This window comes from Halohasta litorea, from assembly GCF_024494645.1.
GTDB classification, from domain to species: Archaea; Halobacteriota; Halobacteria; order Halobacteriales; family Haloferacaceae; genus Halohasta; species Halohasta litorea.
This window is the reverse complement of record NZ_JANHDJ010000006.1, coordinates 227,326-252,592: the sequence shown is the minus strand read 5'-3', so window position 1 is coordinate 252,592 and position 25,267 is coordinate 227,326. Positions and strand designations below refer to the sequence as shown.

At 57.8% G+C, this 25,267-nt stretch carries 22 protein-coding genes; 7 read left to right on the top strand and 15 right to left on the bottom strand.

The genetic code is table 11. The annotated features are described in order from the left end of the window. Positions 1-52: 52 nt before the first annotated feature. Positions 53-586 (bottom strand): metal-dependent hydrolase, encoded by a 534-nt coding sequence (locus NO877_RS15360; protein WP_256397228.1) that lies wholly within the window; start codon positions 584-586, stop codon positions 53-55. A 221-nt stretch (positions 587-807) separates the two neighbouring features. Between NO877_RS15360 and NO877_RS15355 the strand changes: the two genes are divergently transcribed. Both NO877_RS15355 and NO877_RS15350 read left to right on the top strand, forming a co-directional pair. Further along, positions 808-1,674 (top strand): hypothetical protein, encoded by an 867-nt coding sequence (locus tag NO877_RS15355; protein ID WP_256397227.1) that lies wholly within the window; start codon positions 808-810, stop codon positions 1,672-1,674. 93 nt (positions 1,675-1,767) lie between these two features. Continuing rightward, the gene (locus NO877_RS15350) at positions 1,768-2,394 is read left to right on the top strand and encodes a hypothetical protein (RefSeq protein WP_256397226.1); all 627 of its coding nucleotides are present in this window, start codon (positions 1,768-1,770) and stop codon (positions 2,392-2,394) included. 61 nt (positions 2,395-2,455) lie between these two features. Here NO877_RS15350 and NO877_RS15345 read toward each other — a convergent pair whose 3' ends face one another. After that, on the bottom strand, positions 2,456-6,031 hold the full coding sequence (locus tag NO877_RS15345) for a TSCPD domain-containing protein (protein WP_256397225.1): 3,576 nt from the start codon (positions 6,029-6,031) through the stop codon (positions 2,456-2,458). Positions 6,032-6,566: 535 nt separating this feature from the next. Between NO877_RS15345 and NO877_RS15340 the strand changes: the two genes are divergently transcribed. Next, positions 6,567-6,914 (top strand): hypothetical protein, encoded by a 348-nt coding sequence (locus tag NO877_RS15340; RefSeq protein ID WP_256397224.1) that lies wholly within the window; start codon positions 6,567-6,569, stop codon positions 6,912-6,914. A gap of 22 nt (positions 6,915-6,936) precedes the next feature. Here NO877_RS15340 and NO877_RS15335 read toward each other — a convergent pair whose 3' ends face one another. Both NO877_RS15335 and NO877_RS15330 read right to left on the bottom strand, forming a co-directional pair. Continuing rightward, complete coding sequence (locus NO877_RS15335; protein WP_256397223.1) at positions 6,937-7,689, bottom strand: presenilin family intramembrane aspartyl protease; 753 nt, start codon at positions 7,687-7,689, stop codon at positions 6,937-6,939. Positions 7,690-7,730: 41 nt separating this feature from the next. Then, complete coding sequence (locus NO877_RS15330; RefSeq protein ID WP_256397222.1) at positions 7,731-8,372, bottom strand: hypothetical protein; 642 nt, start codon at positions 8,370-8,372, stop codon at positions 7,731-7,733. Positions 8,373-8,629: 257 nt separating this feature from the next. Between NO877_RS15330 and NO877_RS15325 the strand changes: the two genes are divergently transcribed. After that, the gene (locus NO877_RS15325; protein WP_256397220.1) at positions 8,630-11,713 is read left to right on the top strand and encodes an ATP-dependent DNA helicase; all 3,084 of its coding nucleotides are present in this window, start codon (positions 8,630-8,632) and stop codon (positions 11,711-11,713) included. A gap of 7 nt (positions 11,714-11,720) precedes the next feature. Here the strand turns inward: NO877_RS15325 and NO877_RS19925 are convergent, their stop codons facing one another. After that, positions 11,721-11,876 carry a DUF7563 family protein gene (locus tag NO877_RS19925; protein ID WP_425492956.1) on the bottom strand — a complete coding sequence of 52 codons (156 nt, stop codon included), beginning with the start codon at positions 11,874-11,876 and terminating at the stop codon, positions 11,721-11,723. A gap of 117 nt (positions 11,877-11,993) precedes the next feature. Beyond that, a complete protein-coding gene (locus NO877_RS20025) occupies positions 11,994-12,248 on the bottom strand; it encodes a DUF7835 family putative zinc beta-ribbon protein (protein WP_465261988.1) in 255 nt (84 codons plus the stop codon). 381 nt (positions 12,249-12,629) lie between these two features. Between NO877_RS20025 and NO877_RS15320 the strand changes: the two genes are divergently transcribed. Next, on the top strand, positions 12,630-13,643 hold the full coding sequence (locus NO877_RS15320; protein ID WP_256397219.1) for a PH domain-containing protein: 1,014 nt from the start codon (positions 12,630-12,632) through the stop codon (positions 13,641-13,643). A 33-nt stretch (positions 13,644-13,676) separates the two neighbouring features. Here the strand turns inward: NO877_RS15320 and NO877_RS15315 are convergent, their stop codons facing one another. The 5 genes from NO877_RS15315 to NO877_RS15295 all read right to left on the bottom strand — a co-directional run bounded on the left by NO877_RS15315 (position 13,677) and on the right by NO877_RS15295 (position 18,032). After that, positions 13,677-14,441, bottom strand: coding sequence for a DNA polymerase sliding clamp (locus NO877_RS15315; RefSeq protein WP_256397260.1), 765 nt, complete (start codon positions 14,439-14,441; stop codon positions 13,677-13,679). Between the two features lie 861 nt (positions 14,442-15,302). Then, a complete protein-coding gene (locus NO877_RS15310; RefSeq protein ID WP_256397218.1) occupies positions 15,303-16,103 on the bottom strand; it encodes a LamG domain-containing protein in 801 nt (266 codons plus the stop codon). 392 nt (positions 16,104-16,495) lie between these two features. Then, positions 16,496-16,828 carry a hypothetical protein gene (locus tag NO877_RS15305; RefSeq protein ID WP_048076098.1) on the bottom strand — a complete coding sequence of 111 codons (333 nt, stop codon included), beginning with the start codon at positions 16,826-16,828 and terminating at the stop codon, positions 16,496-16,498. Positions 16,829-16,888: 60 nt separating this feature from the next. Beyond that, on the bottom strand, positions 16,889-17,146 hold the full coding sequence (locus NO877_RS15300) for a hypothetical protein (protein ID WP_256397217.1): 258 nt from the start codon (positions 17,144-17,146) through the stop codon (positions 16,889-16,891). Between the two features lie 97 nt (positions 17,147-17,243). Next, a complete protein-coding gene (locus NO877_RS15295) occupies positions 17,244-18,032 on the bottom strand; it encodes a GIY-YIG domain-containing protein (RefSeq protein WP_465262061.1) in 789 nt (262 codons plus the stop codon). 135 nt (positions 18,033-18,167) lie between these two features. Between NO877_RS15295 and NO877_RS15290 the strand changes: the two genes are divergently transcribed. Beyond that, positions 18,168-18,524, top strand: coding sequence for a hypothetical protein (locus NO877_RS15290; RefSeq protein ID WP_256397215.1), 357 nt, complete (start codon positions 18,168-18,170; stop codon positions 18,522-18,524). A gap of 25 nt (positions 18,525-18,549) precedes the next feature. Here NO877_RS15290 and NO877_RS15285 read toward each other — a convergent pair whose 3' ends face one another. Further along, complete coding sequence (locus tag NO877_RS15285; protein WP_256397214.1) at positions 18,550-19,281, bottom strand: CPBP family intramembrane glutamic endopeptidase; 732 nt, start codon at positions 19,279-19,281, stop codon at positions 18,550-18,552. A 57-nt stretch (positions 19,282-19,338) separates the two neighbouring features. After that, positions 19,339-21,147 carry a TRM11 family methyltransferase gene (locus NO877_RS15280; protein ID WP_256397213.1) on the bottom strand — a complete coding sequence of 603 codons (1,809 nt, stop codon included), beginning with the start codon at positions 21,145-21,147 and terminating at the stop codon, positions 19,339-19,341. Between the two features lie 127 nt (positions 21,148-21,274). Between NO877_RS15280 and NO877_RS15275 the strand changes: the two genes are divergently transcribed. Next, a complete protein-coding gene (locus tag NO877_RS15275) occupies positions 21,275-21,928 on the top strand; it encodes a DUF7504 family protein (RefSeq protein WP_425492955.1) in 654 nt (217 codons plus the stop codon). Here NO877_RS15275 and NO877_RS15270 read toward each other — a convergent pair. Then, complete coding sequence (locus NO877_RS15270) at positions 21,925-24,312, bottom strand: VWA domain-containing protein (protein WP_256397212.1); 2,388 nt, start codon at positions 24,310-24,312, stop codon at positions 21,925-21,927. The two genes, NO877_RS15275 and NO877_RS15270, sit on opposite strands and share 4 nt — an antisense overlap. A 248-nt stretch (positions 24,313-24,560) precedes the next feature. Beyond that, entirely contained in the window at positions 24,561-25,226 is a 666-nt protein-coding gene (locus NO877_RS15265) for a hypothetical protein (protein ID WP_256397211.1), read from the bottom strand. Positions 25,227-25,267: the final 41 nt, after the last annotated feature.

Genomic DNA, 25,267 nt, shown 5'->3' with positions numbered 1-25,267 from the left:
CCTACTACTAAACCTTCAGCTAAACTCGGGGGTTAAAAATATAAGCTGGATCTCAAGACAGAGCGATCAAAAACAGAACAGTACCGGCACTGACGGACCCGCAAAGCAGTAGCCCCCAGTTCCAGAGGCGCGAATCGGCCGTTGCCCAGCCGAGAGTGTACGGTTTGTTGGAGATGGGCCAATACGGATTGATCGTATAGTCGTAGGCCTCGGTTAGGATGTCACCGACGAGGTGGCTGATGAATCCGAGCATGAAACCGAATGTCGCAAGGAGGAGGGTCGGTATGTCTGCTACGAGCCACGAGAGGAATTCTCCGTTGCCGATCGTGTTGAACTCCAGTATCGAAACGAGCTGTGTGACGAGAGAGCCCATAGCCACACTGACGATGAGCGCGAACCAGATAGTGTGCGTGAATCCACGGTGGGTGAGGATCTTGAGTCGTTGGTCCATGTCGGGAACTCGGGCCGTCGTGAATGAGAATACGAGAGTGAGCACTCCCCAGTGAGGTCCGAAGAGGATCCCGAAGAGGAAGGCGAACGGTGCGGCAAACAAGAGTGCTAATCCGATGTGGCCGTTTTTATACATTGTATCAAACCGCTCTGAGACGGTGTTAGACGCTGGTTCGCGTTCACTTGATAAAAGTCTACCCCGGTGGTGGCTTGTCGTTGTATGGGTGGCGTCCAATCCTGATCAACATGGTGGAGGGCCATCTTGGGGTTTATTTGACCGAAACCTAGATAGTTGCGGGTAGAGTCGGTTGGTTTAGAATGGCGTATATCCGGGAAGTAGGTAGGTCGTTTCAACTGATGTTCACTCAACCGCGGGCGATCGGCCTTCACGTTGGTCTCCTCGGGGCTATTCTTATCGCAGTAGTGGTGAATCCGGTGGAGTCCGTCCCGCTCCTTGGATCTAATTGGATTGTCGGGGGGTATTCGCTGATGGTGAGTGGGATGAGTGTGTTTCTCGCGATCGGCGTTGCCGCGTCGCTGAGTGGACATGGCAGCGGTGCGATTCCGCCATTTCTCTCACCGGCTTGGAGTGCTTTTATGATCGAGTCGGGCTACATATTGGCGATGTTGTTCGTCGTGCTTCCTCAGGTTCTGTGGGGAGGTAGTATTGTTTCGGGGCTACTGATGGTAACAAGCGTATTGTCCGGGTGGGCAGATTTCTTGATGAGTGCTTTGGTCGCAGTTATTTTCCTTGTTGGTAGTTTCTTTTTGGGGGGTGGGATTTGGGCGTACCCCAGAATAACCCGGTCGAGAGATGACATGCTTCATAGCAAGGTGATATGGCTAATGAAGGACTTTGACGAGTTTACTATCGAAGATGCTGGAGATATGGCTGAGGCCCTAGTCGTGTTTGAAACTATAGGGGATCATACTATCGAATATTGGTCTGACATCACCTACTTTGATGACGAGTGGAAGTGGGAGATTCCCCCGGAAGCTATCCGGGACTGTGTAACCGATCCGTTGTTCACGATGCCTCGATTGATTCTCCCCCTTTCGGTGGAGAGCCACCGACGGTGGAGGATTATTGGAGTCGCCTTGATCGGTGCCGGTGCCGTAATTCATACACTGCACGGTTCAGAGCAATATCTACCCATATTAGAGATACTACTGACCATTTTCGTGTCGTACGTCACGATGCAGTTTGCTTTTGGCTCGGATTAGCGGGTGTTGGATGGTGCTGTAACCCAGCAGGCACCACATCGGGTGGGTGAAGTTGACCAGAAACTATTCTACAGATGAAAGCTATGGGTGTGTATGGTCGATTGCGACTACTGTGAGGAGACTGTCGATTGTGGCGACAGCCACGATCAGGAGTTTCTCACGCACTTGGCGGAGGAGCATTTTGATGAGCTTGGCGCGGTTGACAAGCGATTAGTAGAAAATGTCTGGGAAGGCAACGTGGGCAAACTCGAAGATGACAAGGAGCTCAAGCCGGCGATCGTCGCGGGGATTTTCGCAGGTGGGTTCGCGCTTGTCATCGGTGTGTTCGCAGTCCAGATGCTAGGTATCGGGACTGCTGATGCGACACCGGCGGATACGACTGGAGATTGGGTGTACGAACAAGGCGAAATGGAGATCACCGTCGACGGCGAGCAAGTGGACGCGGCTGAGTTCGCAGACGGTGAAGCGTTCTACGTTGCTGAGGGGAGTTCGATGTGGCACATGAACGTCCCGACAGAAGACCGTCTGCGGATTGCCGAAGGGCTCGAAGAACTGGGCGTGGTCACCGTCGATGGTGGGTCGGTGTTAGTTACTGAAGCGGTCACGGATGATACGGCGAATGCGGATATCACCGTTCATGTCAACGGCGAGGTCGCGGAGTTGGGAGATCTTGTTCAAGATGGCGACCGGATCGAAGTCGCAATCGAGTCCGAGAACTAGAGACCCCACACTTGGCGGTTGAGGTTCGCCTGTTCTAAAAAGGTAGATGAGAGATGCTAGTTTAGCACTCTGACCAGCCGCAGGACTCGCACGTCTTGCAGCCTTCGGAGTAGTAGAGGCTCATCCCGCCGCACTCGGTACACTCGGGGGACTCGCCGGCCGCGATGAGTTCCTGAGTGGCGTCTTTACTGACGCCCTCTGTTCCGGCCGCTGGTTCCTCTGTGACGGAGCTCCCACCGTCCGTCTTCTCTGACGGTGTGGTGTCAACAGCGTCCGCGTCGGGGCTGTTGTCCACGTCTGAGAGGTTCTGCTGTTTGGGGGTGTTCCGATCGATGTCTCCCGTGAGCGCCCGGTGGAGCGCAGTGCCGATTGCGTCCGGAATCGACTGGATCTGCTCGCTTTTGTCCCACGCGATTTTTGGACTTCGGGTTCCGCGGAGTTCGTCGACGATTTCCTCGGGGTCGACGCCCGAGCGGAGCGCCGTCGAGATGACCTTCGCGAGTGCCTCCGTGAAGGAGTTGGTGTAGCCACCGGAGTGGCCGATGTTCGCGAACAGCTCGAACGGCCGGCCGTTCTCGTCCTCGTTGATGGTGACGTACACCTTCCCGTATCCCGTTTCGATCCGTTGGGTGACGCCCGCGAGAGAGTCGGGGCGCGGGCTCCGATGGCTGTAGTCGATGCGGGGCTGTTCGCTCGCCTCGAGGATGTTTGCGATCTCCGTGTCGACCGCCTGTTGGACATCCTCGTTCTTGAGGAACGCTTCGATGCCGCCGAACACGTCGCTGATCTGCTCGACGAGGGTTTCGGCCGCTTCTGTTTCGTCTGCGAACTCGGCGTTTTTCGCGCGGGTCGTGAGGACCTGCTTCGAGCGAGTGCCGTCGCGGTAGACGGTGACGCCCTTTCCACCGTGGTCGTAGATGTAGCGGTACACTTCCTCCATGTCGGCCGCGCTTGCGTCGTTGGGGAAGTTACACGTCTTCGAGATCGCCGAGTCGACGCCCTCTTGGCAGGCACACTGGACCGCCGCGTGTTCGATTCCCGTGAGGTCGCCCGTGACGACGAACAGTTCGCCGATTGCGTCGGGGACGCTGTCGAGGCCGTCCACGCCATCGAACTCGTTGTTCGCCATCTGCTCTTGCGCTTCACGCTTGACAGAATCGACGTCGATGTCGTTTTCCTCCAAGGTCCGGAGGAAGTAGTCGTCGAACTCGACGAGCATCTCGTCGCCCTGGACGTCGTCGGAGACGTTCTTGTAGAACGCGACGTTGTAGATGGGTTCACAGCCGCCGGTCGTGTTCCCGATCATCGAGGTCGTGCCCGTGGGCGCGATCGTCGTCGTGTTGTGGTTACGGATGGGGAAGCCATCCTCCCACTCGTCGGCGTCGAGGCCGGTGTGGTGTTCGAACCACTCACGGTATTCCGTGGGGTTCGCGTACTTCGAGTCGCTCCAGTCGTTGAACACGCCTCGTTCCTCTGCGAGCTGGTGAGACGCCTGCTTCGACTCGTGGTTGATGTGGGTCATCAGCTGACGGGCGACCTCGTTACCCTCGTCGGACCCGTATCGAATTCCGAGTTGGATGTAGAGTTGGGCGAGTCCCATGATGCCCAGACCGATCTTCCGCATGTCGCGGACGGTCTCTTCGATCTTCTCGACCGGGAAGTCCGACATCGTGACGACGTTCTCGAGGAACCGAGTACCGTAGTCGATCCGCTCGTCGAACTCTTCGTAGTCGATGGCTTCGTTGAGGAACGCACCGACAGCCACCTCGTGAGAGTCGTAGTCGGCTGCGTTCTCTGCGGACCACACACGCCAGTCGGGCGCGTTGAGGTCTGCGATCGTCGAGAGGTTGATGTGCCCGAGGTTACACGACTCGTACTCCTCAAGCGGCTGTTCGCCGCAATTGTGGACGTTGAGTCCCTCTTCGCCGGATACGCTGGCGAAGAAGTTGTGGGTGCCTTCGACGGTGAGGTCGTAGACATCGGCCGTCCCGTCGAGGGTGACACTCTCGACAGTCTTCGCGACGGTTTCGTACTCCGCTCCCTGCTGGGTGGCGAGGGGCTTCGACAGAGAGACGATTGCGTCTCCTGCCGAGAGGTCCTCTGCTTTGACCCACTTCCCGTCGGCACTCCGCAGTTCGTGATCCGGGGTGACGCGGATGGCCGTTCCAGATTCGGTTGCGACCTTGACGATGTCGGCGTCTGTCTTGGTCTGGAACGCTCTCGCAGATCGGGTGACGACTTCTCGGTTGTTTCGCGATAAGACATCAACCCGACCGCCCGCCTCTGCCAACTCGCCGATGGTGGCGGTCTCGCCGTCCGCCAGTTCGACTTTCATCTCTCCGGTCAGGCAGGGGTTCGTCGCGAGGATGCGGTGGTCCGGGTGTTCTTCGACATCAAACGAGTGTTCCTTGTTCACTCGCTCAAGGTAGATGACGCCCGGCTCGCCGTTCTCGTGAGCGCCCTCGATCATGTCGTCCCACAGTTCCTGTGCGGGGATGGAGAGGACCTCTCCGGCTTCTACGTGCTCGCCGAGGCCGAACATCTCGTAGAGTTCCTTCGTTTCGGGAGTCGCGACGTGCGGCTCCTCGGTTCGGGGGTTGGTGAAGGCGAATTCCTCGCCCGCCTCTAGAGCCTCCATGAAGTCGTCGGTGATGCCGACGCTGATGTTGAAGTTCGAGAGGTGGCCCTCGACCGCGTTCCGGAGGTGTTCCGGCACACGGCCTTCGTCGTCGATGAGTTCGCGAGCTTCACCAAGTGCGTCCTTGAAGGAGTTGTGGGTGAAGTCGTCGGGATCGTTCAGCCGCAGCGAGTGGGCGAGTGAGACGTCCTTGTTCTTCGCGTGGATGAACTGGATGACATCCGGGTGGGAGATTCGCATGACGCCCATCTGTGCGCCACGGCGAGCTCCACCCTGCGCGATTGTCTCGCAGAGTTGGTCGTACGTTCGCATGAACGTAATCGGCCCGGAGGCGATCCCGCCGGTCGAACCGACGGCGTCGCCGTATGGGCGGAGTTTCCAGAACGCATACCCCTGACCACCACCGCTCTGGAAGACCTCTGCGGCCTCCTTTGCGGTGTGGTGGATGTCGGAGATGTCGTCGCCGGGGCTGTTGACGAAGCACGCAGAGAGTTGCTGGAGTTCGTCTCCGGCATTCATCAGCGTGGGCGAGTTCGGCATGAACGACAGCTCTTCCATCTTCTCCTGGAAGGCAGTCGCTTTCGACTCGACGTGATTGCGAAGTTCATCCGGGAGCTCGGGGACGACCGTGTCGTAGGCGAACTTGTTGACGTTGTAGACGCTTAGGAGCGTCTCGGCGTCGTCAGTGGCCTTGGTCCCCTTACCGAAGACCTCTGCGGCGAGTTCGTCACGTCGCGGGTGGTCCGGCTTGATCTGGTCGGGCGTGACAGTCACGTCGACGCCGAGGTTGTCGGCCTCGAAGACTGCCTCTGCGAGAGCGACGTTGCGCGCGACTCGCTCGAACAGTTCTTCAGGTGCCTCAACAGCCTCGCCCTCGGCGTTCTTCCGAAGATACCGAGCGGGCAGGATGTTGTAGTAGGCGTTGTCTGTGAGCGTTTCAGCTAGTGTATCGGCTTCTTCCCGCTTGATCGGGAGGTCTGGTGAGTCAGACGTGTTCATGGGCAATCTGTGGCGGTTGACGTAGGTGAGCGTCACCTACGGAGGCTGGTCGGTTCCAGCCATATAGGTTGGTTGTCTGTGTTTTCATAGTTCGTAGCCGTTGGGGCCTCACCCTACAGATTACTCCGAAGCAATCAGTGGAGATTTGGCTTGGTACATAGGCTATCATCGAGTCATTCTCGCGGAGTGGTTGTATCACTTGTGGTTAAGTGTCTAGTTAAATCACTAATCAACTCACTTTACCATCGTTGTATAAAAATTACCTGTGCTGTCATTTCAAATCATTTTACGTTCGTTTGATTTCTCCGGAGTCTATTTATATTCTCAATGAAAAGCAAAAGTTAGAACGATGGAGAATAGGTATGGACCTGGAAGTGAACCGGATCTACATGAGAATGTAGTCTCGTATTCTCGCCCACCTGTGGTATCTGCCCATTTTATTCCGGCGCGTAGCGTTACACCGCCGTTGTCGATGTGGCTACAGATGTTCGAAATACGGGGTCGTGTTTTCGGCCAGATATTCACACAGCGGAAGATGAGAGAGTTCGACGAATTGCCCCAGATGACGAACGTGGGATCAACTTCGTTGGAACTGGAATACGAATCGCGAGATTACCACGATCCGCTACAGTGCTTAGTTGAGAGCATCGACGCGCTGGAAGCCGTGGTGGACCGAAAAAAGGCAGAATCGCCTGTTCTGGAGAGTGTCGAAATCCAGGACAAAAACTACGCTGAGTGTGGCTCGGATCTTGTCCAGATGTTCGGGACGCCGTTTTCAGACATCCTTGGAGTCCTCTCACGGTCAGATATTCTGGTCAGCGGGTCAGATTTCGACAATCGCGATCGCGATGGTGGGTCGGGCCACATGCCGGGCGACCTGTAGGCGTTTAGCCCTCCGTGAATTTCTAGAAGACGAGAGTTTCAACGAGCAGGCCGACTCCGAATCCGATCAGTGCGCCGGGGACGGAGACGATGAGCGCGGCGATCGCCTTCGGAAGTTCCGCCCACATGAGAAGCCCGAGGCCAATGATGCCGCCGAGGGCGGTTGTGAACTGCGGGAGGGTGATCGATAGTGCGCCAAACTGAGCGGCAGCACCGTACGCCCCGGCGCTAACTGCGAGCGCGCCCGGAAGGAATCCATCGCCGATCCCCAGCATCGAGATGCCATGATCCGAACCGTGGAGACCTTCTAATCCCTCCTCAGAGACAATCTCTCGGAACTTCTCGAACGAGAAGGTCTTGGAGTGAGGCACGAGGATAAAGATCGGAATCCCGTATGAGATCATCTTCGCGGCCATTGATTGCATCTGGCCACCCTTCACACCGATCAGATCGTACACCAGCATCCCGAGAAGAAAGAGGATGAGGAGTGTAGCTGGGAGCTTCGTCCCGAACGAATAGCCGGCGTAGATCATCAAATAGACACTGAAAATGTTGAAGATGGTCCACGTGGGGATGGCTGCTGGCCACCCGGTTCGAACCATCGCGATGGCGACCAACGCGACGATCGGGAAGAACGTCACAACCGGTTCAAGATACTCCGTTAGAAGCGTGGGGGTGAAAATCGCGATACTGATGAGGGAGACGAAGAGCGTGCGACGTCCACCGGGTGTGTAAAGCGAATATGAGTGGCTCTGGATCGTGCTCGATTCGGCCATTGTGGTCTCTGCTTCACAACGAGGTGTTATGAAACTGGCTCTCAGATGGCTGTCGCGAGGAACGGATAGATGATGTCGAGAGTGTACAACGCGGTCGCGATGACGGCTCCAGCAAAGAGGAAGTGAGATCCGATGGCTCTTGCCCGGTCAAGAAGCAGCAGTACGCCCACAAGCGGGAGGGAGAAAACGACAGACGGGTGCTTGAGGAGGAATATCGGCATGGCGAGGATGGCAAGAACCCCGCGACTCCCCAACGGTGTGTTCGCCCATCTCGCCTTGGCCGCTGTGTTGATGTTGGAGATGTCCTGTGCGCTCGGGAAGGCGTGGAGACTCGACGAGAGGGCAATCCAGAAGCCTCCGCATAGGAGGGCGATTTGGAGGTAGGATAGAGACTCGAGACTTGTGTAGTGGATTGAGATGCCGATCGCGAGGTACAGGCTAAAAGCGAGCATCGTGTTCAACAGGAACGGAGCTGCTGATACTGCGAGGATACCGCGGTACGTCCTAGGCGTCTCGTGTTTCACGTATCCTGCCGGGCTACCGAACTTGAAGAGCCGATATTCAGCAATGGCGAGGCCGAGGTCTTCTGCGGTATGCTTGTGGGCTAATTCGTGGATGACCACGCCAGGAGCTGTGAGGAGGTAGTAAAGCTGGGATAGCCACGGCGGGATGGAGATCGGCAATGTACATCCACCGACTCGACTACCACGCATAACTGTTTCGCGGAGGTGCCACGGTCTCGGGTGTGAGAATCGATCTGAGCTTCGCTGAGTGAGAGATTGAGCGGCTGAGGGCTCGAAAATACTCTAATAGACCGCTGAAACAAACAACCTTCAAGAGGGGAGCCGTTGTAATATTCAGTATCACAATGCCCCAAGACAATAATCCGAGCCGGGAAGATCCGCCACCACTACCTCCAGAGGTGACTGGCGGTGAGCCGATGGAACCCGAGCTCGTGCTTAGCGATGGGTCGGATTCGTCGGGTGGGTCGGATACGATCGACCTGTCTGAGCTGGACGAAGCGTGGACGCCGTATTTTCGGTATGAAGCGGCGTATTCCGACCAGGTGGACGCGATAGACACGTTCCTCGACCTACTGGCCGATAACGGCTACTACGTCCACGAGGGCGCGTGTGGGACTGGGAAGACGCTGATGGCTGTCACTGCCGGAATCCACGCGATTCGCGACCGGAGTTACCTCAGCGAACACCGTAGCGAAGAGGGGGCGTTCCCCGAGTATTCCCGTGTCGTGGTGACGACGCCGCTAAAACAGCAACTCAAGCAGTTCATCGAAGAGATGAGGGGGATCAACCAGTCCCTCGCTAGCGGTGTATCCCCGGTTTCGACGGTGGTCATGCGCGGACGGACAGACATGCTCCCGTACGCCTACACGGATGCCGCCCCGTTCGACCGGCACCCTGTTACGGCGAAGATCGATGATCTCCGTGAGATGACGGCAGAGTTGATCCGGTTCGACTCGAATATCCCGTTGAACTGGCCTGACGGGATGACGCCACCGGACTTTTCGCGTCACGATTACGATTGGAGTGATCCCTCGGAAGCGGCCGAGCAACACCGAGAGAACTACCGATTCGACCCGGAACGGGCGAAGGCCGTCCGCCAGATCGTGGCAGATCTGGAGAGAGGTGGCGCAGAGACTGCGGATAACCTCGTTGTGGATGGGGTGGAGACGCCTTACCCAGATTACGTCCCTCACACAAACGACGTTGTCGACACGGCAGTGCTTGAGCGCCGCGGGACTGGTCAGTTGCCGTTGGACCTTCAGGGTAAGTTCGACCCGTTCTACGCTGGGTTCTTCGCAGGTGGACCGTCTGTCCCGTTCAGTTTCGATGACGCCGAAGATCACGTCTTCGACCGGCGCGAGCTGATCGAGAAGGCCGCCAGTAGGGGCATCTGCCCGCACGAGACGATGGCGCACCTCGCGTCGGACGCTGAAGTAGTGCTGGGGAACTACAGCCACCTGTACGACCCACAGACGCGGCTACTCACAGAAGAGAAGGCGGGCATCCTCGATCAAGAGACCATCATCGTGGTCGACGAGGCACACCAGATCGAATCCAGAGTCCGAGATATGCTCTCGGATGAGATGGATATCTACACACTCGACCGCGCGATCGCCGATGTCGAAATCGCCCGCCACTACGCCAACGGCGATTTCGAGAAGACGCCGTCGTCGGGGTTGTCCACGGAGAAGCGGCACACGGCGAAGAAACTCGCGAAGGAGGCGCTGAGTACGATACCGGGGTATTCGGTCTCGGTGAAGGATCTCTCTGAAGTAGAGCGGTTCCTCCGGTACGTCAAAGAGAAGATCCTCGGGTACGGGGCCGAGCGCATCGGCAAGGAGTTTGACGACGTGACGTGGGAGCAGGCGGTCGACTACGGATGGAACCTGAACGATATCGAGCATCCGCTGACCGACCCTGAAGACCCGGACGATCCGGACACGCTCATGACTGAGACAGTTCGAGAGTCTGACTACGATGCTGGAACCTACCGAAAGGTCTACCCGGTGATGCTCGCCCTCAAATTCGTCTATGAGGGTCTCGAAGAAGAGGGCATCCACGACCGGACGCCGCAAGGTGTAGGTGTCGGGGACTTCTTCAAGCGGTGGGCGGTCGAAGGCCTCGTTGAGTACCACCGGCACGTGGTGCTCGAGCACAGTCCGAAAGAGTCCGTTCCGGGGGAGTACCCCGATTGGGTCAGCCAGTGGACGCCGAAGCTCCAGCTGTTCAACTGTATCCCGCGGCGAGAGCTCCAAGGCGTGTTCTCCGAGTTAGGCGGCGGTGTGCTGATGAGCGCGACCATCAAGCCCGAGGATGTCTTCATCGAGGCCGTGGGTATCGACGAGGTCTCGTACCCGAGTGAGGACGACGAAGAGGAGAAACCCGGTGAGCGGCCATCGGAGTTCGAGCAGTACCCGCTTCGGTTCCCCGAGGAGAATCGGTTGTCGCTGATCGGCGACTTGCCGAAGTACACCAATAACAATCGCGGAAGCCCAACCCAAGATCCGCTAGAGATGACGGAGGTTCGCCAGGAGTACGCGAGAGTCATCAAGCAGGTTGCGTCGAGCCCCGGTAACGTGCTGGTCGCGATGCCGAACTACAACGAAGCCGAGTGGGCGTACGAACTCGTCAAAACGGATCAGAGTTCGAAGCGGCTCCATCTGGACCAGTCCAGCTCCTCACAAGAGACCGACCGGACGCTTGAGGAGTTCTTCGCGGATGGGGACTCGGTCATCTTCACGAGTACGCGCGGGACGATCACAGAGGGCGTCGACTACGACGGTGGGAAGCTCCACTGCGTCGTTGCGATTGGCATCCCGCTGCTGCCGACGTATCAGCCGACGATCCGGGCGATCAAAGCCGCCTACGACGACCGTATGGAAGGGTCCGGGTTCGACACGGCGCTGACTGTTCCCGCAGTCCGGAAGGTTCGGCAGGCCTTCGGCCGCGTGATCCGCGGCTCCGAGGAGACCGGCGTCCGGATCCTCCTCGACGAACGGTACGGATCTTCGGGGTTCTACGGCGTCAACGACTACCTCTCGGAACAGGAGCAGCGAGAGTTCGCCATGACCAACCCCGATGATGTGGGGCGAGCGTTGTCCACGTTCTGGGAGGAAACGCCACTCAGCTATGAACACGGAGAAACGGCTGAGGAGGCGGGGTCAGAAGAGACGGTCGCGGCGAAGAGCGTCACAAGCGAGGAACCGGCACAAACGGGTGGTCGGACTGGTGAGGCGGTCAGTGCGGATTCGTACTCGAAGATCTACTTCGGCGAGGAAGCTGGCCTTTCCGGGTGGGTCTCGGTCAGTACCCGCGTTGCTGAGAACGAGATCGTCCCGCTCGTGTACGAACACACGGTCGAGAGCGGAGACGCGGGTGAAGACACGATAAAGCTGAACTTCGCGAAGGAGCTGTCGGCGAGTGGCTGGACAGACGTGAAAGCGGACGTCGTTCTCTCGGAGATAGAGCCGATCGCAAGGGACGCCAGAAAGCCGGAGTAGCGGGCGGTTAGAATCTTGGGGTACGGGCCTTCCTGATCTGTCCGTTGTGTCGAATAAGGTCATCGCACTGGGGACAGGCTCGCGGGTTATCTAATCCGTCCGGCGTGAAGACTCGGACGTAGTTGTCGGTGACGTGACTTTCGCAGTTCTCACACGTGGGCATACAGTCGGCGCTCCGCTGCGGGGTGTAATATGTGGTTCTGTCAGATAGGGTCTGTACCGCCTGTTTTTGGCCAAAGCTGTTGCTCTGAGGGGCCGATCCCCGGCGTTTTGGAATGGCCTAACTCTGTTTCATCGAACCCACGCGCAGCTTCGATGTCGTCTCGCACGTGAGGCACTTGGTTACTCGGAACGGCGCTTTGCCGTGGGTCTTCGGGCCACCTGAGCCAGTTGATGTGAATTCGACGGTGACTTCGTGAATTGTTAACTCATTACAGGAGCCACAGTCCTCGTACCGTTCGTTCTGGCCAAGTTCACTGCTTCCAGTGTTCACTACTGACCTACCGGTGTGAGACCTCTTATGCGCTCGGGGCATGGCTGGCGTTAGCAGTCATTTGTTATAACTATATTGATTGAACTGACTACTGGCTGAAGAGGGGGAGGGGGTAAAACGAGGGGAAGCATTATCGTATGCGGGTGAATTTGGGGTTGTAAGAGAGTTGATCAACAAATTATGACGCCATCCGATAGAGAGACGACCGGTAGTGAGACTTCTCGCGGTGTCGAGGGCTCTGATCCACACCTACGGCAAGACGGGGGAGAACCAACCTCGCCAGTCCGTGAGCAACAAACCGATCCGCACCAAGCAACGGCTACATCGGAGCAGTTCGACGAACTTCCTGAAGACTATGTCCCCCCAAGTCAGCGGTATGGGGCTGGCGAAGTTGAAGAGTCAAACGCGATGGGGTGGTCCGATGTGGAAGGCCCGATTCACGTTAAACTGATGCTGATCGTGATGGTGGCGGCGAGTAAAGTGTCGAATCTGCTGGTCGGTGGGGTACAGTGGATACTCCCCAGAATAACCGGGACTGCGGACCCGCAAGAAGGGATTTCGGGGTACTTCTACCCGGACGATATGATCGGGGAAGACGAATTCATCGTTCACGAAGGGAACCCGAGCAGGTGGGTGATGATGGGGCCGTACCTCGTTGCGGTCGTGATGCTCGTTGTCGCGGTGGTCGTGACGATCGGCGTCCCGTTAGGGTATGGTGACGAGATGCTTGCGCTCGTCACACCTTCCGTACTTGATCTGAGCGTCCCTGACCGCTGGTGGTATTTCCCCTTGTTCCTCATTGGTCTGTCCGTGGTGCTGCTTACCCGGCAGGCGATCGAGCGGGGGTCGACATGGCACATCGTTACGAACCGGCAGATCCTTCACCGGTCTCACCTCCTCAACACGACGAAACAGCGATTCGACCTTCACGAGATACAGAACGTCGAAGATCACTACCCGCCGCCGGAGCGGTTCTACGGTGTTGGACACATCGACTTCTTCACCGCGGGGACGGGTGGGAGCGAAGTTCACTTCCACGGAGTGGATAACCCGAGTGAGCTTATCAAGGAGATCAAATACTATATGCGGCAAGATAAGGAGCGCCGGCTTCGCGGTGGTGTCTCTCCTGATCCGGCGGCGGCGGGTGATCCGCACGCAGAGGGTCCGACAGTGTATCAAAATGATGGAGGACATCAGCACCCGTCTGAGCCCCACGTTGATCAGCAAGCGGCTCAGTCCCCGGACAGTAACCAAGAAGTTGCTCAACAGCCGGAAGAGCCTACAGGCCCGTACGAGCAGGAGACGGACGAGGAGGATGAATCTGAATCACCAGACTACCCTTGGAGGCAGCCCCCTCAAGAGGAGGGCGATAGCATAGAGGAACAAGTGACGAGACAGTCCCTCCAAGACGATATGCGGGAGATTAACGATCGGTAATCGGTAACCGACTTTTCGAAAGGTGTTAGCGCGTTAGTCGCTCTGGATTCTCGGGGCGAGCATGTACGTCGTCTGCCCGTGGCCTTCTGCGAATCCGAAGTGGAGCTTGATGGGGAACTCCTCGCCCAGTTCCATCGTAACCTCGGCATCCTTCGGGATGGCCTTGTTCATGTCCTTCAGGTAGTCCAGGCTGAACAGCGAATCCGCGGGCGCAGCGGAACTGAGAGCCACGAGGTCGTCAGTCTCGAGTTTGAGGTCGACGTCGTCGGTGTCGCCTTCCGCGCTGAAGCTGAAGCTCTGTTCTACGTCGTCGACGGACAGGCGGATGTGGTCAGAGACCATGTCCGCGGCCTTCACACCGCGCGCGATCTGCGAGCCCTCGACGGTCACGTCGGCCGGGAGGTTGAGGTCGGGGATCTCCGGCTCCTGGCGGATGGAGTCGGGGTCGATGAGCGCCAGCGTGTACGAGAGGCCGTTGATCTCCACGTTGAGCTTGCGCGTCTTGTGGTCGTAGTCCAGGTGGACGAGGTCGCCGTTGTTCGCGAGGCCGATGACCTTCTCGAACCGATCCCACGAGATACCGAGGATGCCGACGTCGGTGTTGAGGCTCTCGAACGCGGGAGCGGAGAGGGTCAGGTCGACCATCCCCACGTTGGCGGGATCGACAGCGCGGATCTGGAGTCCCTCAGGGGACGTGCGGATCTTACACTCGTCCACGAGAACGCCGACGCTGTCGATTGCGTCTTTGAGGGTGGATGCTTCCACGATCGCGTCGAACTCCTGGGGCGGGGACTTCACGTCCTCGTCGACTCCAGAGAAGTCGCCATCGTCGGTCTGTGCGGGTTCGGGTTCGGCCTGGGTGTTGCTCATGTCGGATTCCTCGTTGGTCGAGCCGTCCTCGGTCGCCTCCTCGGTGGCCGCCTCCTCGGCATCCACGGACGGAGCCTCAGACTCGTCCTCGGAGAGGTCGTCGGGTTCGGCTTCGACTTCTGCTTCGGGTTCGTCGACGGTATCGCTTTCGGTCACCTCATCGCTAACAGCGGAACTGGCGGGGTTGGCGTCGGGCTCTACCGCAGCTGCGTCGGTGCTGGCTTCCTCGACCGGCTCGACGTCCTCGGCTTTGCCGGCCTCGGCGGGGCCCTCGCCTTCCGCGTCGGGTGCGTCTGAAGAGGATTCCTCGACATCCTCGACAGAGTCAGAGGACTGCGGCTCCGACTCGGGTTCGTCGACGGCAGACGCTTCAGCGACTTCTTCGTCGGCCGCGGCGGGCTCCTCAACAGCCTCGGGCTGGTTGTTCTCCACGTCGCTCGCGCTCGGTTCCGTCTGCGGCTTGTTCGTGATCACGATGCCGCCCGCGTCGTTGTCTTCGGTGTCGGTGCTTCCGTTCGACTGAGAGTCTGCTGCTTGGGACATTTTTTTGAGTACCTCTTTTCTACTGCTCCTCACCCCTCTCGGGAAATATAAAACAATCCTGAGGCGAGGCCGCGAACGAATCTAGAAGAGTCTCCTGACGGCGGAGCTACCCTCTAGTCGGAATCGGTGGCTGTGTGTCTCTTTCCACACAACCACGATTCATCACCATCTCTCGGAGGGTAAAAACAATATCTCGGGCGTCTCTCTCAACTTAGATCGGCTAGAAGGCCGGGTGGCTTCCCGCGTTTACTTGGTCTCGTCGTAGAGTGTTTGGATCGTCGATTGGGATAGCTCTCGATCGTAGGCATACACGGCCCCGATACGCCCTTTCGTATCGTCACCGTGCCAGTGGGATTTCCCAAAGAACACATTGGTCGACGTGGCTGTGTTCAAAGACTGATTCCCACCTCCAGTGTTTGAATCTAAGGTCGCATCAACGTACAGCGAGTGGTCATGGACAGCTGACCCACCAGATGGGAAGACGACGGTGAGCAGATGCCATTGGCCGTCGATAACATCTACTGAGCCATATTTCTGTCCGCTAGCGTTTTCGACACGCAGGACATCGCCATTTGCGTCATCGATTCGGATATCATATTTGTTCCCAGTGGTGTTCGCCCCGTATGAGATGAGGCGGTGGTCTCGGGAGCTACCAGACTTGAACCAGATTGCCCAGGTCCGCGGGTGCGTTCCCGTTATTCCTGACCAGCCGTTGAGGACGATGTAGTCGTTGCCCCCGTCGAACTGGAGCACCGATCCGTCTCTTCCGCTGTCAGTGGCCCATGTAGCATTGTGGATCGATCCATCGTGTGACCCTTCGATATCGGTGATGGAATTTCCGGAGCCAGCATTGAGGTCCCAGTAGGAAACGAGCCCCTCGGTGGGGATGTTAGGACCGTCCCAGGGAAACACACTCCCAGAGTTGATCTCGATCTCGCTGTTCCCATCAATATCTGACTGCCAGTCGCGACCGCCGCCCCATCCTAATTCCTTAGTATTGGATTTCAGCCGCCTGTTGGTGGTGAAGCGGTGCGACTCGCCCGGCATTAATACGGGGTTCGTAACCCGTCTGGCGAACTGAGGTTACAGTCTAACCACTCGGTCACAGAGGCGCAGATTGACGGTTTGCGTGGGGTCTGGCACTCCCATGAGGATCCATCATGTCGGAGCGTGTAGTACCGTCTGGGCTCCCGATAGTCGTTGTCGAACTTGACCGCGAGTCTGATGAGCATCTCGTTGAGGGCGGTGGACCCTAACGAGATGTCTGTAATTGTGACGCCGGCCTCCGACCGGCCGATCGCGTCGGAGAACCAGTGCGGTCTGTTCGGTGAATCTGATGGGGCGGATGGTTGTGCCATGAGTTGTCGGATGGCCTATACTGAACACCGCAGGGTGGCTATAAAAAGATTATCGCGGTGTCCGACAAAATCCTCATCGGGTTATTGGTATCTGTTCAGCATATCGAAGAAGAAGTCTGGCGGGTCGTTGTCGTCGGGGGCTTCCATGCCAGCTGCGAGACCGAGTTTGGTCCCGATCTGGAAAGTGCCGACGTAGTAGATGACCAAGAACAGCGGGATCATCCGGATCATCCCTAGGTCGATTGCTTTCAGTAGCACTGACGGAATGATGATGGCGAACCCGATGAATGCTCTCGGGAGAGGGCCGAGTTGGAATTCTGAAGCCGCCCACTGAACGCCAAAGCCGATCGCGGTAGACGCGATGAGGCTAATGATGACGATACTCCCGAATAGGATGATAGAGTAGGCTACCATGGGGTGTAGCTCGGAGTTCAAAGGCAGGTGTAATATCTGCTCCGGTCAGATTGACCGCTGTTAGAAGTAGGGGGCCAGCATCTCTGGGCCTTCCTCTGCGACGTCGACGTTCATCAACAAGAGCACCGACGCGGCGAAGAAGAACAGGAGGAAGATGCTCGCGGCGACCATCAGTGTGAGCTCCGTATCCAGCCGAGATTCGATAGTCCTCCGGGTGATGGGGAAGAGGAAGACACCGCCACAGAGTAGCAGGAGCCCACTCCCGACAGAGTGCATCGCGAGTATCCCCACGCCGTTCATAATGATGAGTAAGCCCATCAGATAGCCCACCCCCGACTTTACGCGGGGCATTAGCCCCTCTGTAGTGATTTCTGCGACCATAGCATACGCACGTAGACAGAGCCTGCTCAAAAGACTACTGGCCCTCAGAATCGGTTTCGCTGATGGGAGAGGTGGACTCGATGTAGGGAGTCACCTCCGAGATGATGCTGTCCGTGTAAAAGGAGTTCACATGGTCGAGGTTCCAGAGTCCGGTTTTGTTGATCTCGGCCCGCGGTGAGTGGTGACCGAGCCAGTCGTCCTTTTTCAGATGGGGATTCGTTCGGCGTGCGTGAGAGACAAGCGCGATGAGGTTCTTCTCGAGGCGTGCCCGATCGCAGTCTGCGTGGGGCTTGCCAGGGATGTCAATCACAAGGAACGGGAGGTTTCGAATCCGCTCGGAGACCCGTAGTTCGAGTGGGTGTTCTTGGGCGCGAATCTCTGAGGTGGATATGTTGTCTGGGAGCTGACGGTGCGGAACGCCCCAGTGAGGGTATTTGTCTTCCAGGCCTTCGTCTTCGATGATCGCGTTTCCGATATGGAGTCTGAACACGGACCCTCGGCAGTTACCACCGTCTGCGTAGTTTCCACTGGTGGTTCCTCGGTGGGTGCGGAGTCGCTGCCAGAGCGAACTGGAACTTCCTTTGGAAACGCCGACAGTACCGATCCGAGTGATGTGCCACTCGCTAACCGGGTCGATCTCCGGGTCTGTGGATTCGTCGAAGAAGATGTAGATCCCACGGTGAGGCCAGTCCATCGTTCCATCGACATCTGAGAGGTAGAATGGGCCTCCTGTTTGCGTTTTTAGCACACCAAGTTTCCGGTAAAACTGCGCCAGTTTGTTTGGGCGATCAGGACTGGAGACGGTGGAAATGAATACGACCATGGTATCGTCTGTCGGTAGTAGCGCGTCTGGGTTCTATTCAAACCCTCTTCTCACCTTCTCTCGGAAGGCAAAAACGGATTTGAGCAGTATTTCTTGTCAAGCTTTACAATGCTGCGGCTCATATCTATTGACAAGATGGAAGACACCAAACCGGCCCCACCGGACGAGATCGCGCAGTACATCGTTGATGGACTCCGCCGCCAAGAAATCGATCAGTTAGAGCTAATCGAGGAGTACGCCCGCCAACTACGCGAATACCGGATCGGTCAACAGGACCAGATGATCGACGAGGATGACTTAGATGTCGATGAGTCAGACGAGGTCGTCGACGTCCAAGATAGCGACGAGGGGACGGTTGTTATTCGGCGGAACAACTGCGGTTCAGACTGTAAGGGTTGCCCGCACGGGCCGTACAAGTACATCGTCACACCGGACGGGAAGGGCGGTCAAAACTGGGACTACAAAGGCAAGGTCGAGGGGGAAGGATCGTAATATTTTCCAGTTGAAATGAGGGGGGTTACACAACCCCGGTAACTTCGAAATAGAGGAAGAGGAAGAGGACCGCGTTGTAGATGCCGTGTGCGAGAGAGGGAAGGATGAGGTTGTCTGTGGTCTCGTACAGCCAGCCAAGGATGAGTGAAAGAAAGAGAACGATCAGGAGTGTACTCGTTGCATCCGCTGCGCTTGCGGTTAGGTAAGCCGGGAAGTGAACCATCGCGAAGATGACGCTCGAAACGAGTATAGCATATTGCCGGTCGAACGATTGGTAGAGCGACCCCTGAACGAGCCCTCGGAAGATGAGTTCCTCACACGGGCCGATGATCAGAATCGAGATAGGGATGAGCGCGAGTAAGATCGTGGGGTCAGCGGGAGATTCTGAGGTCGTGAAGGCTTCGTAGATCTGGTGATCGGAGGTGCCTACGTTGAGAAGGCCAAGGAGGAATTCGAGTCCCATCGCACCGGCAAGTAGAACTACGACACCGCCGAGTACCAGCAGTATCTCCTTCGAGGTTGGTGTTCTGACTCTGAGGAACTGGTACCTGTGATCGGTGAATTGGAAAAACAGTGCCGTGGTAGTTATAGCTCCCATCAGCAGGCCGAGGTTACTCACGAAGAGCTCTTGCTCGAAGGGGACTGCGCCAGTTGTGAAGTAAAGCGCGCCCAAGAGGATACCCGACCAGATGCCGATGAGAAGGTATCCGCCGATACCGATACCCGTGGCTGAGATGAATGTACGGACCTGACTCATGTGTTGTAGTTATACCGTGGACAGTACGTGGTCATTAGTGCTTTGGTCAGATTCGCATTAGAGATACTCATCGAGCGTACACGCGGTTGTGTCCGCTGGAGTGTTGGTCTCTGGGGTGCTGGCAGGCCCGGTGCCGAGTTTCTCGATCACTCGTTCAACGATGTCGGTTGAGCGCGGTTCTGCTGTGAGCTTGTCTTCGAGGACCTGTTCGAGGTGTTTGCGCCGGATGTAGGCGTATTCCCCCGAGAGAATATCGGACGGGAGGTGATCGGTGATTTCGGAAACGAGCTCGTCATCGGCAGCGACGTAGCTCGGATCCTTCCGATTACAGGACCCGTCGTGAAGTGCTTCTGCTTCTGTGAGCCGACCGGGACAGACGTCGGACTCCGTGATACGGTGGTCAGCTCCGGAAGGATTGATGGGCTGGCCGCTCTCGGAGAGACAGAGGTTCCCGGCGATCGCGCCGCAATCCGGACAGTCCACATAGGCCGCAGGGTGGTGGAAGTAGGAGTTCCCACAGTGTTCACAGTGGGAGGAGTTGGGGTGAGGCTCGAAGTTGGTCCGGTTCTGCTTGTCGGTGATGTTCGGTGCCCCGTGTGGATCTTGGTAGAGTCCATCGACCTCACCATCACCGAGCGTGGCAACCTCGAGGTTCTCGTGGGGTTTCTCGTCGACGGCGATGATCCAGTCGTGGGGTTCCGGTGCGTGGTTCGTGATTGTGACGCCGCGACGGGTGTAGTCGTAATCCGCCCCGCTCATCAGCGTCGCTGTCTGCCCGATCTGAATCACACGCCCGCCGTTTCCTTTGACGAGGTTCGTAATGCTCCGCTTGAGGATCGTGTCGATGTGGGTGACTCCAGATTTCGAGCTGGCCTCTGCTTGCGGGCTTCGGATGTTGCGTTGGAAGGCCTCATACGGGATGTCGAGGACGACCGCGTCGAACTCGCCTGTTGCGAACGTGCTGTCGATGTTCCACGGGGCGACGACCACATCAGCGGAGAGGGAATCGGCGTCCGTATCGAAGTCGGCTGACGTGTAGGTACAGGTGGTACAGGTGTACTCATCGAGCGAGAACCGCGGGGTGTCCTGGTAGATATGGAGAACGCGATCGTCATCATCGAGCCACGATGTGATGGACGGTTTGAGCGCCTTGTTGAGTGAGCCGTTGCTGAGGGAGTGGCGGTATTCCATCTGGATGTTTTCACCGCCGTTTCCGCCCTTGGAGATGTTCGACCCGCGGATGTTCTCTGCGCCAGCGTTTGGGACGACGGATTGACTGACGGTAGTGGCTGAGGGGGACTGCCCTGGGGTGGTCGGCTTCCGGGCCACCGTCGCGAGGTAGTCGTTTTGCGCGCCCAGCTTGTTGAACAGAGCAACAGCCTCGGTCTCATAGCCGAGCGAGAGGGGCATCACCGACGTCGAGTATCCGAACTGGATGATGATCCCGCCGGGCTTCAGGATTCGATTGAACATCTCCATCACTTCGTCGTCATAGAAATAGAACTCGTCGCGGGCTAAATCCAGATCGTACTTCTTCACCGCCTGTCCCCACGTGTAGGGCGGGTCGTAGACGATCGCGTCGTAGGTCTCTGGTTCTACGTGGTCTTCGATGGTCCGAAAGTCGATGTGGAGGTCGGCGTCTGCGTCTTCATTGATGTCAAGACGTAGGACGTCACCCGGTACGTCTAATCTCGCAACGCCGGCACACGGGTTCAGGATGTGCTCTGCGTCTTGGAGATGTGATTCAGTCCACCAGCGGAGCTTCTCGCTTTGAAACGTTGACCCCTCGGTCGTGTCTGACCAGTACGAGAGAAGCGTGTTCGGGTGGCTTTCCTCGGTGGCGGTAGTGTGGGCTATGGTGCTCATGGGCTCTAATCCAAATTCCTCTCACTCCCCTATGGAGGCTATAAACAGCCGAATTCTAGCTCCCCCCACCCCCCGGTGGATTTAATTAGGGGTGCTGTGTAGATTTTCACCACGAGACGCACGAGCCATGTCAAGTCAAATACAGAGGTCCGCCATTAACGGGTATACGTTTGGGCGGGAACTCCCGGTGGATGAAGTAGAGAAAGGAAAGTCGATTCTGGTCAAAGGCCCTTCAGACCCCGAACGGAGAGATTTCGTCATAGATCTCCTCAAGTCGGATAACGGTATGCTGGCCGACCCGTCAGTTGTGGTTACGACCAACGAAGTCGGGAAGAACGTCGCCCAGCGGTACCACTCGCGATTAGAGGGAACCGACATCCACCCGCCTCTCGGCATCATCGATTGTATGCCGAGCCCCACACCGTACTCAGTGCGAGAAGCATCTGTCGTCCAGGTGGGCGGCCCCGGCGACCTGACTGGCGTCGGCGTGGAAGTCACGAAGATGATCGAGTCGATGAACAACCGTGGGTACGAGCGAGTCCGACTCGTTCTGGATTCGATCTGTCCAATGACCATGTACGCAGACATCGAGGTCCTGTTCCGGTTCCTCCAGACAATGGTCGGTTGTATTCAGGCAACGGACTCGGTCGGCGTCTTCACCATCGACCCGGACTCACACGACGAACAGACGCTCTCGATGATCACCTATCTGTTCGATTACGTCCTCGACGTGGACGGCTACAGTGGGTTCGGTGTCGTCGGGTCGACTGGTTTCGATTAATACACCGACAGGAGACTTGCGAGCTCGTCGAGTCGGCTTTCGAGTTGTGACGGGTCGTACACTGTTGTCGTCTGATCGTATTCTCTGAGTAGCGTTTCAGCTTGTTCCGGTGGGTGCCCCGGCTTACAGTCGGTCGCGATCGTCAGTGAGCAAACCGGGTCGTATGAAGCCGCAATCTCGCTAGCGACGGCGTCGATGTCCGATGGCTTGTCGTCGGTCATCGAGATGATTAGCGACTCACGCGGGCTCGAATCGGCCAGCGTCCGCGCCAACGAAAGTGCCTCCGCGAGTGGCGTCTTTCCGCCGGTCTCTGTTGAGAGGATCTGTTCGCTGGCGAACTCCGTTTCGACGGCTGGTGGCTTCACGAGGCGAACATCGTCGCGGTAGAAGTCGATGATGGCGACGTCGATATCCAAGGACTCACACGCAAGCGCGAAGCGAGCGACGCCGTTGGTCGCGACGGAGATCTTGCTTTCCGCCTCGTCGTCGTAGTAGCTCGGCCCCATCGACGCCGAGCGGTCGAGGATCAGCACTAAGAAGTAGTCCTTCTCATCGCCGGGGAGGGTTTCGGTGAACGTCCGCGGGTCGCCATACCCCAGTCGGTAGGCTGTCTTCACATTGATCGTGGAGCCCGATGAGAGGCCGTCACGGTGGTTCGTTTGTTGATCCAAGCGGAGTTCCTTTGCGAGCGTGCCGCCCACGAGTGCCGCAGACCCCTCGATCGTCGCCCAGTCGATGTCGGGTACATCCCGAGGATCCGGTTCGGGGAGGATGTCGAGGTCCTCAACGGCGGCGAACTGCCCAGCGCCCTCAACGGCGAGCTGGTCGTCGATAGCTTCGAGGTCGCGTTCGAGCGCGGTTTCATCTACGGTGGCGTCAGCTGCGGTCTCGGCGGCCTGTTGGCGATCGCTTTCGAAGTCGGCTGAGGAGAGTGATTCTGGCTCGTGAACCGGTGAGGGGACCTCCGGGGAGTCCTGTCCCTCCTCCTCGGTTGGGGGCTGGTTGCTGGTGGTGTCTGTATCGGGCGCAGTTGCCTCCTGTGCGGTTTCCACTTCGGGTGCCCCAGCGGCCGTGTCGGGGGCCGCCGGCTCGTCTCGCGAGGCCGTGGGGCCGGTGTCACCCCCGGTGTCGGTGTCCGGAGTTGTCTCCCCGTCGTCTCCATCGTCGTCCTGTCCGAAGTCCGTGAGCGATGCTTGTCCGCTAGTGGTCTGTTCGGGTGTGTCCGGAGTGTCTGTCTCGTCGTCGGTGGGGGTGTCCTCTCCCGTCGTCTCGGCGGGCTCTGAAGCCGGCGACTCACCTGCGGGGTCGTCGGTGTCGTCTGAAGTGTCGGTCGTGCCGGTGTCGTCAGTGGTGTCGGTCGCGTCGGTCCCGTCTGAAGTGTCGGTCGAGTCTTCGTCCCCTTCGTCGACGCCGTCCGGATCCGGTTCGTCGCCGATGGTCGGATACTGGTCGACAGACTGCCGGCTGTCCCCGCTCTCGGTCGTTTCGAGCGAGGGGCCACCGTCGGAGCCGTCTTCGGGGGCGGTCTCTGTGTCGCCGTCTCCACCGGACTGTTGGGATTCGGGCTCGCCGGCTTCGTCGGAGTCGTTGGCGTCGGCGTCCCCCTCTGGGTCGTCCTGGTCGGCAAGCAGCGGTTTGAGGTCCTCGTTCCAGAATCGAATCGTCCGCTTAATCCGCTTGATCGAGGCCGCCTTATCGTGGTGGTGGATGGCGACGGTCGCGTCGGACCGCAACGAGAGGATGTCTGTGGCGAGTTGGTCGATGGCTGCGTCGATCTCGGTGAAGGCCTTGCGGTCGGCGTCGGTCGCGAATGTGAACTGGGTGTCCGTCTCGTCCAACAGGAGGTCCGTGACGCCTGAGTCGTAGATAAGCCGGTCGTGGAGGGCCTTGAGGAGGGCATCTCCAAAGGAGAACTCGTGGTCTTCGGGGTACTCGTCCGGTTTCTGCGTGAGCGCCTCGTTGATTAGCGTGAGCCGATTGGCCGACCGCTGAGAGAAGTCATCTCCCGTCATCGCTTCGTTTTCGATCGCGCCGTCCTCGGTGATGTTGATCAGCTCGTGGACGAACTCGCGGTGGGCAGGCTCGACTCGATCCTCCGTCAGTGACTGGAGCGCCCCAAAGGCTGTCTTCAGGATGTGGAGCGTCTCGTGGATTGTGAGACCGAACTGATACGCGCTGTCGGCAGTGAGCTGGTCGTTGAGACAGACGGACTCGAGTGGAGCGGCCCTCCCCGTGACGAGGACGAGGTAGTCGGCGTTGACGCTTTCGACAAGGTTGCTGGCCTCGCTTGGGGAGAACTCCGTCTGCTCGCCGTCGACGAGTGCCTCCGCGGATGCTGGGACCACGGCCGCCGTGGCGACGTTCTCGGTGACCCGAACTTCCACACGAGAAGTGATGTGCGCCGGAAGCAGCCCGTGGACAAACTCGCGGAGGTGGGTGGTGCGACTCCCCGAACAGCGTGTCTGTTTCGGCTTGGGGGGTGTTAGCGTCGATGCTAGATTGCTTGTCCGGGAATGTTGAGATTGACTCATTGAATTCTATTGACACCTCTAGAGACTCTTCTACTACCAGTCGAGAGATACAAACAGGCTACCTACCGGTTAACGGCCTTTTTCAACAGTTCCTCAACTGCCTATTCTCGGTTGGTCTTGCGGTCGATGACGGGATCTCTCGTGAGGCACGAAGCATCCACGGTGAACATTTCGTTCATCTCGTCCCACTGAGTTGGCAGCCACCTGTGGTTGCCCATGCCCTCCTTCCAGTAGAACGTCTTGAACCCGAGGGAATCCGCCAACTTCGAGATGTCCACGGAGCGGCGGTTCAATTCGACCGTGCCAGTGTGTGTTTCGCTCTCTGTCACTGGTGAGATAGCGAATACGTATGGCTGGTTCGACACGTACAGGTTCGCATGTTGGTATTGGCCGAGACGTCCCCGCACCTCCGCTGCGGAGTTGAACACACATTTGATCCGATGGCCGGCATCACGAATATCCACCATCGGCTCTTCGAACTCTTCGCCTGTGGCGTCCCCAATATCGTAGCTCGACTTGGCGAAATATGGCACGAACGTCGCGACATGGTGGTTGTGGTCGAGGTCTTCTTCTTTGACCAGATGATGGATTTTGGATGTGCTGAACGTCTTTGTGCCTCCATTCGGGTAGGCGACAGTGAATTCGGTACCGATCGGTGACTCTACAACCGCCTTTTTCCCGTCGATGATCAGTTCATCGCCCGGACTGATGTTTTTGATGTCGTTGATACCCATTTTGAACAGTAGCAACTTCGCTCGGTGGTGCATTAACGGATTCTCCAAATCGCCATCTGTCGATTCGTACAAAG

Coding starts and splice junctions, on each gene's coding strand:
- NO877_RS19925 (WP_425492956.1), bottom strand. CDS start 11,876: ATGCCCACGTGTGAGAACTGCGAAAGTCACGTCACCGACAACTACGTC.
- NO877_RS15275 (WP_425492955.1), top strand. CDS start 21,275: ATGTCAAGTCAAATACAGAGGTCCGCCATTAACGGGTATACGTTTGGG.
- NO877_RS15295 (WP_465262061.1), bottom strand. CDS start 18,032: ATGGTCGTATTCATTTCCACCGTCTCCAGTCCTGATCGCCCAAACAAA.
- NO877_RS20025 (WP_465261988.1), bottom strand. CDS start 12,248: ATGCCCCGAGCGCATAAGAGGTCTCACACCGGTAGGTCAGTAGTGAAC.
- NO877_RS15350 (WP_256397226.1), top strand. CDS start 1,768: ATGGTCGATTGCGACTACTGTGAGGAGACTGTCGATTGTGGCGACAGC.
- NO877_RS15335 (WP_256397223.1), bottom strand. CDS start 7,689: ATGGCCGAATCGAGCACGATCCAGAGCCACTCATATTCGCTTTACACA.
- NO877_RS15345 (WP_256397225.1), bottom strand. CDS start 6,031: ATGAACACGTCTGACTCACCAGACCTCCCGATCAAGCGGGAAGAAGCC.
- NO877_RS15300 (WP_256397217.1), bottom strand. CDS start 17,146: ATGGGCTTACTCATCATTATGAACGGCGTGGGGATACTCGCGATGCAC.
- NO877_RS15305 (WP_048076098.1), bottom strand. CDS start 16,828: ATGGTAGCCTACTCTATCATCCTATTCGGGAGTATCGTCATCATTAGC.
- NO877_RS15340 (WP_256397224.1), top strand. CDS start 6,567: ATGAGAGAGTTCGACGAATTGCCCCAGATGACGAACGTGGGATCAACT.
- NO877_RS15325 (WP_256397220.1), top strand. CDS start 8,630: ATGGAACCCGAGCTCGTGCTTAGCGATGGGTCGGATTCGTCGGGTGGG.
- NO877_RS15310 (WP_256397218.1), bottom strand. CDS start 16,103: ATGCCGGGCGAGTCGCACCGCTTCACCACCAACAGGCGGCTGAAATCC.
- NO877_RS15355 (WP_256397227.1), top strand. CDS start 808: ATGTTCACTCAACCGCGGGCGATCGGCCTTCACGTTGGTCTCCTCGGG.
- NO877_RS15280 (WP_256397213.1), bottom strand. CDS start 21,147: ATGAGCACCATAGCCCACACTACCGCCACCGAGGAAAGCCACCCGAAC.
- NO877_RS15290 (WP_256397215.1), top strand. CDS start 18,168: ATGGAAGACACCAAACCGGCCCCACCGGACGAGATCGCGCAGTACATC.
- NO877_RS15360 (WP_256397228.1), bottom strand. CDS start 586: ATGTATAAAAACGGCCACATCGGATTAGCACTCTTGTTTGCCGCACCG.
- NO877_RS15285 (WP_256397214.1), bottom strand. CDS start 19,281: ATGAGTCAGGTCCGTACATTCATCTCAGCCACGGGTATCGGTATCGGC.
- NO877_RS15265 (WP_256397211.1), bottom strand. CDS start 25,226: ATGCACCACCGAGCGAAGTTGCTACTGTTCAAAATGGGTATCAACGAC.